The 6,859-nt window shown below is 42.7% G+C and carries 8 protein-coding genes and 1 riboswitch; of the genes, 6 read left to right on the top strand and 2 right to left on the bottom strand.

Features of this window, described 5'->3' with window-relative positions; all coding sequences use genetic code 11:
• A partial coding sequence (locus ORH16_RS16520) for a hypothetical protein (protein ID WP_265459987.1) occupies positions 1-638 on the top strand: 638 nt, incomplete at its 5' end.
• A 175-nt stretch (positions 639-813) separates the two neighbouring features.
• Positions 814-1,164: a hypothetical protein gene (locus ORH16_RS16515; protein ID WP_265459986.1), complete on the top strand. Its 351-nt coding sequence runs from the start codon at positions 814-816 to the stop codon at positions 1,162-1,164.
• 161 nt (positions 1,165-1,325) lie between these two features.
• On the opposite strand, the gene thiT is transcribed toward ORH16_RS16515, so the two are convergent.
• Both thiT and ORH16_RS16505 read right to left on the bottom strand, forming a co-directional pair.
• The gene (gene thiT / locus ORH16_RS16510) at positions 1,326-1,928 is read right to left on the bottom strand and encodes an energy-coupled thiamine transporter ThiT (protein ID WP_265459985.1); all 603 of its coding nucleotides are present in this window, start codon (positions 1,926-1,928) and stop codon (positions 1,326-1,328) included.
• 44 nt (positions 1,929-1,972) lie between these two features.
• A riboswitch (TPP riboswitch) is annotated at positions 1,973-2,073 on the bottom strand.
• Positions 2,074-2,124: 51 nt separating this feature from the next.
• Complete coding sequence (locus ORH16_RS16505) at positions 2,125-2,907, bottom strand: hypothetical protein (protein ID WP_265459984.1); 783 nt, start codon at positions 2,905-2,907, stop codon at positions 2,125-2,127.
• 338 nt (positions 2,908-3,245) lie between these two features.
• Between ORH16_RS16505 and ORH16_RS16500 the strand changes: the two genes are divergently transcribed.
• Genes ORH16_RS16500 through ORH16_RS16485 form a run of 4 tightly spaced genes read left to right on the top strand, consistent with a single transcriptional unit; the run spans position 3,246 to position 6,844 of the window.
• Entirely contained in the window at positions 3,246-4,010 is a 765-nt protein-coding gene (locus ORH16_RS16500; protein ID WP_265459983.1) for a class A sortase, read from the top strand.
• Between the two features lie 48 nt (positions 4,011-4,058).
• On the top strand, positions 4,059-5,753 hold the full coding sequence (locus ORH16_RS16495) for a patatin-like phospholipase family protein (protein WP_265459982.1): 1,695 nt from the start codon (positions 4,059-4,061) through the stop codon (positions 5,751-5,753).
• Positions 5,723-5,944 carry a YdbC family protein gene (locus ORH16_RS16490; protein ID WP_265459981.1) on the top strand — a complete coding sequence of 74 codons (222 nt, stop codon included), beginning with the start codon at positions 5,723-5,725 and terminating at the stop codon, positions 5,942-5,944. Before ORH16_RS16495 ends, ORH16_RS16490 begins: the two co-directional genes overlap by 31 nt.
• An 18-nt stretch (positions 5,945-5,962) precedes the next feature.
• Positions 5,963-6,844: a YicC/YloC family endoribonuclease gene (locus ORH16_RS16485; protein WP_265459980.1), complete on the top strand. Its 882-nt coding sequence runs from the start codon at positions 5,963-5,965 to the stop codon at positions 6,842-6,844.
• The last annotated feature ends 15 nt before the right edge of the window (positions 6,845-6,859 follow it).

Raw genomic sequence — 6,859 nt, 5'->3', positions numbered from 1 at the left:
GAAATCAAACAATTGTACTAGAGTCTCCAAATGGGTATGTAAAAAAATATACAATTAGAGTAGGAACTGTTTGGTTTGGACCATTTACAGGGAAAGAGGCAGGACTATTAGACGGAAATTATCGTACAACCTATACCTCTACCAATAGTTCAGATACAGCAATCCGTTTCTTCGTAGATAAATCTCTAGTACCAGTCGGAGAAAACTATAAATTTAAAGTTCGTATACTAGAAGAAGGAGAGACACTGGATCCTGAAGGAGATGACCATGGAGATACAGGGGAGACAGCAACGAAAATAGCAGTGAATGAATGGGTACAAGGGAAAATTCACAGTGATAAGGATATTGACGTGTTTGAGATGCCGATACATTCTGGACGAAATCAAACAATTGTACTAGAGTCTCCAAATGGGTATGTAAAAAAATGTACAATTAGAGTAGGGTCAACTACTTGGTATGGACCGTTTTCAGGAATAGAGGCAGGGCGATTGGATGGGAATTATCGTACGACCTATACCTCTACCAATAGTTCAGATACAGCAATCCGTTTCTTTGTAGATAAATCTTTAGTACCAGAAGGAGAAACCTATAAATTTAAAGTTCGTATATTAGAGGAAGGAGAGTCTATAGAATTTTAAAAAAAATCACCTCTACTATCTGTTAATCAGTAAATGAAAAAAGAAACTAGCTGAATAAACAACAAAACTTTCCAATCTGGCTCAAGCAGAAGTCTCTGGAGATGATATCACTATATCAGCGCCTGAATATACAATTCAGTCCTCTGTAGATCAGCTTAATGCCACTAAGCGAATATTGTTTTATCAAGGTGAGATTATTGTATCCTATGTTGATATTACTGAAAATTACATGTATCTAAAAGATCGTCAGCAACAGAAAGTTGGCCATGAATATTTTGAAATGATTTTCTGGGACGGTGCAGGTAGCTATGTTGGTACGGATTTTTATGAGCTAGTAAAAACAATTGGAGAACTCTATGCTATTCCTGAAGAAGATTTGACAGCAGGGTTAGAAAAAATAGCAGATTCTAGCGAGTATGCCAACCAGGAACTTGAAATTTATAATACCCAAGATATTGCCGCTCAAAATGAAAACTTCGGCCAGCTATTGTCAGTGGAGTTTGGTTCAGAAGGAATTCCAACATGAGTAACAGCAAGAATCTATGATAACCGAGTGTAAAAAAAACGCCTAGCCTTTTCTTATACAACTGAAAAGGCTGGGGATTTTTTTGGCTTAGCCAGTAAATTTTCTAGAGATTTCTGAGGGAATACAAATAGCGGGATAAGACTTCAGTTAGTTAGACACTCTTACTTCTTCGCCGAAAAAACCTGCGGAGCAGTCTTCACCACAAACAACGAAGGAGCTACTGAAACCAAGATGCCTAAAACAACTGCGATGTAGATGGCGTTCATTAAAAAGCTGGCGCCGTTTAGTGTGAAGGAATACCAGTAAGGGCTCATGCCTTCAGGTGCGTAAGCGCCCCAGACGAACACGCCTGCCCAAAAATGCCAGAACCAACGGGAAAAGGCGGCGACAATGCCGCCAATCACAACGTATGTGATGGCTTTTTTTGTTTTGTCAGCGCTGATGGCTTGCTGTACTTGGCGGGCGAAAATGCCCGCCATGCCGGCGAAAGCGAAGGCGAAGGGATATTCAAAGATAATTTGTGGCACTGAGACCATATATTTCAGTGCGTTGCCGGAGATGATGCTTAAAAGCCCCCAGACGAAACCAGCTGTCAGGCCAGGGATTAAGCCGCGGCGATAAGAATATAAAACTAGTGGGACCATTCCCAGTGATAAATCTAAACTAGCGTTTAATGATTGCAGCGGAATAAAAGACAAGGCCATTGCCATGGCCGCCACCAATGTTCCTTCGACCCACACCCGAATATCCATTTTTTTAGACATAAAAAACCTCTCCTTTGGTTTATGCAAAGAAGAGGTTGGACGTGTCGTCTGACCATTACAATTCCTACGCTCGAATAACCGAAACAGGTACGAGGGTTTAGAGTATTACTCAATCTCAGCCACAAGGGCTCCCCTTTGCAAAGTTGTATTTAATTATGCATTTACTTTATCACAGATAATATGCTTTAGCGAGCAATTAATTTGCGTTTTGGTTGATTAAATAATTTAAATCGTCATTTTCAATGGCGATTTGCCAGCTTTTTTCATTAGCGTTGTAGGTAATCGAAGCTGCTAGCTGCTCACTTGCTTGGGCCGATTGTGACTTCCAGAAGCGGTCCTCCACGACGTAAATGGGTATTTTAAACAATTGATTGGTGTATTCCGCCTTGTCAAAGCTAAAGGAAATTCCCTCTTGAAAAAGATGCTTCAAGGTTTTTAGCTGGATTGTTGGAATCGGCTCAACTGCGCTGCTGCGACGGAAAATCGAGCGGCGTTCATTGACCCGCGGCTGTAAAATTGTTGTGATTTTTTTCGCCAAGACTTGGAAAAATTCATCTAAGTAGCGGTAATAGGTTTTGCTAAAGTAGCCGCTACCGTCAAAGTAGACAAAATTATTTTGAAGCTTATAGAAAAAGGGTGAACGTAGCGGGTGCTGTGTGTGACCAAGATACAGTAATTCAGAAATTTCAATCGGTGTTAATTCCTTGAGCATCGTCACATCATTAAAATCAATCCATTTGTTTTGGCTGCTGGGTCCCCGCCGTTGCCATTGCTGGCCGTAATTGATGACGGCCTCGGTTCCTTTAATCATTTTCATACCGGTATGAGATTCAAATTCCCCCATAGTTGTCGCGGTATCTAATAATAATAAATTCTTAGGCTGGTGGGTGATGGCAGCAAAAAAGTCGCTGGCATAGATGCCCCGCGTTAAAACGGTGTTATTCAATGTGTCGATGTGGACACAAATATTGCTGTTCAAATAAACCCCTCCCCATCCTAGATTATGCTAATTCTATTCTACCTTGTTTTCATTAAATTAGGTATTTCTTTTCTTTTAAGATTTTGTTACAAAGGAGACAAAAGTCAACAGTATTCTATCATTAGGCTGATAATTATGAGGAAGAATCGATACTATATGAAAAAAGAAAATAAAATTTCAGTTTTTGTGAAGGAAATGATTTCAGTTTTTCAGATTTTTCACAGTCAATTGACACTGTTCGTGACAAGTGCAGTTTTACGAAATCTTAAAGGAAATGTGGTAAAATACCAATAAGAAAACGTTGGTTGTCTTAAGGGCAATCGACAGGAGGAACGGTCATGAGTAAAAAAAGGAAAGCTTCGGCTAAACGGCCGCAGTCATCCCGTAAAAAGAAAAAACGCAATCCGGTATTCCGTTGGCTGTCGAATATTTTTCTACTACTGTTATTAGTTGCAGGCTTAGCACTAGTTTTTAATGAGCAGATTAAAGATTTTTTGATGGCTCGCAATACCGAGCAATATTCAATTGGTAATTATACCCGGGACGATATTGTTGAAAATCAAGATGCCCAAGCGACTTTTGATTATGATCAAGTCTCAGCCATTAGCACGGAGGCTGTCATTCAAGATCAATTTTCTGATTCAGATTTTGCGGTCATCGGTGCGGTAGCAGTACCTTCAGTGGGGATTAACCTGCCGATTTTTAAAGGTGTCGAGTACAATGCTCTTTTTTATGGCGCTGGCACCACCAAAGAAAATCAAGTGATGGGGGAAGGCAATTATGGGTTGGCCAGTCATCGTGCGGCTAATGCTGATTTATTATTCCGCCCTTTAACGAGAGTTTCTGAAGGTGAAATTATTTATTTGACCGATTTAGAAAATATTTATACCTATACTATTTACAATATTGAAATCGTGCAGCCGACCGATTCATATGTCTTAGATGATGTTCCCGACAGAACAATCGTGACGTTACTGACCTGTGGCGATGGCGCCGGCACCAATCGGTTAATCGTGCAGGGCGAATTGGCATCAGTGACGCCAATTGCAGACGCTACATCTGATATGACGGCGGCCTTTGATATTAGTGCCAACACGTATTAATAGCCACAGATTAATTTGAAAAGTAACCGTCAAATGAAGAGCTAGGAGATGGATATGAAGTTTTCGCCACTTTATCAATCAGAAGACACCCAATGGAAAAATCGTTTAAATCAAGGCCAACTCGTTTGGCCTTTTTTTGGCAGCCACAGCGAAGCACGCCGTAAGCTGTTGGCGCAGTCAGGGAAGCTGGCGGCTGTTGTGGAAACAGCCAGCTGCCATTTCTTTTTCTCCTATCAGAAAACAAATGAAGCCTTGATTATTGATAATCTGCTAGTGCTCCGCTGCCGTTCGCAAAAACAATTGCTAAGAGTGGTGGAACAAGTTGCCCGCTCTTTTTTCAAAAAAAACTTAATACTAGATTTTTCTCAGCGGCAGGTGTCTTTCCAAGATGATATTTTTAAACAAGCGGGCTTCCAAGAGACCGCTGGCGGCTTGAGCAAAAAACTCATCTATAAAAATGCCTTAGTTTTTGGCGGCGGCGGTTCCCACGGCGCCTATCAAGTTGGTGTCTGGATGGCGCTGACGGAAAGCGATGTGCCGATTCAGATTTTGACGGGAGCTTCAGTGGGAGCCTTGAATGGGGCGCTGTTTGCGCAGGGGGATTTGGCAGCCGCCAAAACTTTGTGGCACAGGATGTCGACGGATCATGTGCTGGTGTTTCCAAAAGCTAGCGAGCAGTCGGAAAACTTGCCGAGTCTGTTGAGTCAAATCGGTTCTTTGACGACATCGGCGATCAAAAATCGTGGCGTTTCGGCGGAGCCGCTGCGGAACATTTTACTGGATTTATACGATGCTGAAAAAATGCGGGAGACAACAGTTGATTTTCAATTTGTAACGACGGCGATTGCCGGTCTGCGGGAGACCCGCATTAGCTATCAGCCGGAGTTTCAAAAGGACTGGGTTTCTTGGCTGTTGGCCTCGGCTTCATTTTTTCCGGCGATGGCCCTCCAGGAAATTGACGGCAATTATTATATGGATGGCGGTTACCGCAACAATATTCCCGTCGACATTGCCTATCAAAAGGGAGCGACGGATTGTTTTGTGGTGGACATTAAAGGTCCGGGGCTGACAAAGCCGGTGCGCCAACCAGAAGGCGTCAATCTTTTTACCCTGCATTCGCCTTGGAGTTTGGGTTCGTTCTTACTTTTTTCACCGGAGCGATCCCAAAGTAATTTAACGTTAGGTTATTTAGAGACCCGCAAATGTTTAGGTAATTTGCAGGGTTTTTGGTACAGCTTTTCGCCTGAGGAGGATTTGGAAAAAGAGTGGCAGCAGTTTTATCAGGAATTTACGGCAGCTATCCCCGGTAAAAAAATGGAGCGCAAAGAATTTCTCGACCGTTTCAGCAAGATTTATGGTCAAAAAATCGTCTGGGAAACTGTTGGCCGCAGTCTCTTGGAATCGGCGGCCCGTTACACTGCGGTAGCCCCGACAGAAATTTATGATTATGCTACAATGAAGGCAGCAATTTTGAATAATTTAGCAGGGCAGAAGGTTCAGCTATATCAAGAGTTGTCGATTACCGAGTGGCTGACCAAGTATTATCAAGCGGCGGCCTTTTCTGATGAGGAACAGGTCAATCGCTTATTATCGGCGGCCCGGCAGGTGTCAGATGAGACGATTATTCCCCTGATGACCCAAGCCTATCAGCGCAACCCGTTAATGGCATTTTTTGTTTGCTACTTAATTTATTTAAAGAGAGGATCACAACAATGGCAGAAGAGTTTTCCTATGAAATCCTAGAAGAAATCGCTGTCCTATCGGAAAATCCGAAGGGCTGGCGCAAAGAATTAAATTTAATTAGTTGGAATGGTCGCCCGGCAAAATTCGATTTGCGGGATTGGGCGCCAGATCACGAAAAGATGGGTAAAGGCGTCACCTTATCTAATGAAGAATTTAAGGCGTTGCAAGCAGCTATTAAGGCGATGGATTAATAAGGAGGTCCATGGTTTATGAAAAGTATGACAGGTTTTGGTAAGGCCCTGCAAGCAGATCAGCATTACCAGTTGGATATTGAAATGAAAAGTGTCAACCATCGTTTTTTAGATGTTCAGATTCGTTCGCCGAAGCAAGTCAACCCTTTTGAGCTTTCGATTCGCCAATTGGTGAAGGAGCAGATTCAAAGGGGCCGCATCGAAATTTATATCAATTTGCGGGAAGTTGGAGCTGGCAGCAAAGAAGTGCAGGTTCAATGGGAGCTGCTGGATCAGTTGCTGCACCGCCTAGACAGCGGCTTAACGGATCGCCAGATTGAGACTAAAAATTTGGCGGCAGCCTTACTGCCAAGTTTAGTCACCCAAGAAGATTACATTAAAGTTGTGGAAACTAATCAAGCCGCAGAATTGGAAGAGCTGCTGTTGACGACGGTGCAAGCGGCGATTGGCAGCTTGGATCAAAGCCGCCAAAAAGAAGGCGTTGGTATTCAAAAGGTACTGCAGCAATATCAACAGGATTTCACTGTGATTAAAGAGGATTTGGCTAGCTTTGTCAGCGAATTTGAAGCGGATTTCCGGCAGCGTTTTGAGACAAAGCTGAAAACTTGGCTAGAAGATCATGTGGCCGAAGACCGGCTTTTGACTGAAATGGCGCTGCTGCTTGAAAGAGGCGACATCCATGAGGAGCTGGACCGCCTGACCATCCATCTGGAAAGTTTGTCAGATTTATTGACCAAAGCAGAGCCGGTCGGTCGAGAATTGGATTTTCTGATTCAAGAGATGAATCGGGAGGTCAACACGATTGGTTCCAAATCAAGCCCGATTGAAATTAAAAATCGGGTGGTACAAATGAAAACTATTTTGGAAAAAATTCGCGAACAAGTCCAAAATGTTGAATAAAAATCAGAAATTCAG

It is taken from the genome of Enterococcus sp. HY326 (assembly GCF_026157065.1).
Taxonomy (GTDB): Bacteria; Bacillota; Bacilli; order Lactobacillales; family Enterococcaceae; genus HY326.
Note: the sequence above shows the minus strand (reverse complement) of the source record. Positions and strands in the feature narration are given on the sequence as shown.

Excerpts from the sequence above, each read along its gene's own strand:
- ORH16_RS16485 (WP_265459980.1), top strand. The coding sequence starts at position 5,963 with ATGAAAAGTATGACAGGTTTTGGTAAGGCCCTGCAAGCAGATCAGCAT.
- thiT (WP_265459985.1), bottom strand. The coding sequence starts at position 1,928 with ATGTCTAAAAAAATGGATATTCGGGTGTGGGTCGAAGGAACATTGGTG.
- ORH16_RS16495 (WP_265459982.1), top strand. The coding sequence starts at position 4,059 with ATGGATATGAAGTTTTCGCCACTTTATCAATCAGAAGACACCCAATGG.
- ORH16_RS16490 (WP_265459981.1), top strand. The coding sequence starts at position 5,723 with ATGGCAGAAGAGTTTTCCTATGAAATCCTAGAAGAAATCGCTGTCCTA.
- ORH16_RS16500 (WP_265459983.1), top strand. The coding sequence starts at position 3,246 with ATGAGTAAAAAAAGGAAAGCTTCGGCTAAACGGCCGCAGTCATCCCGT.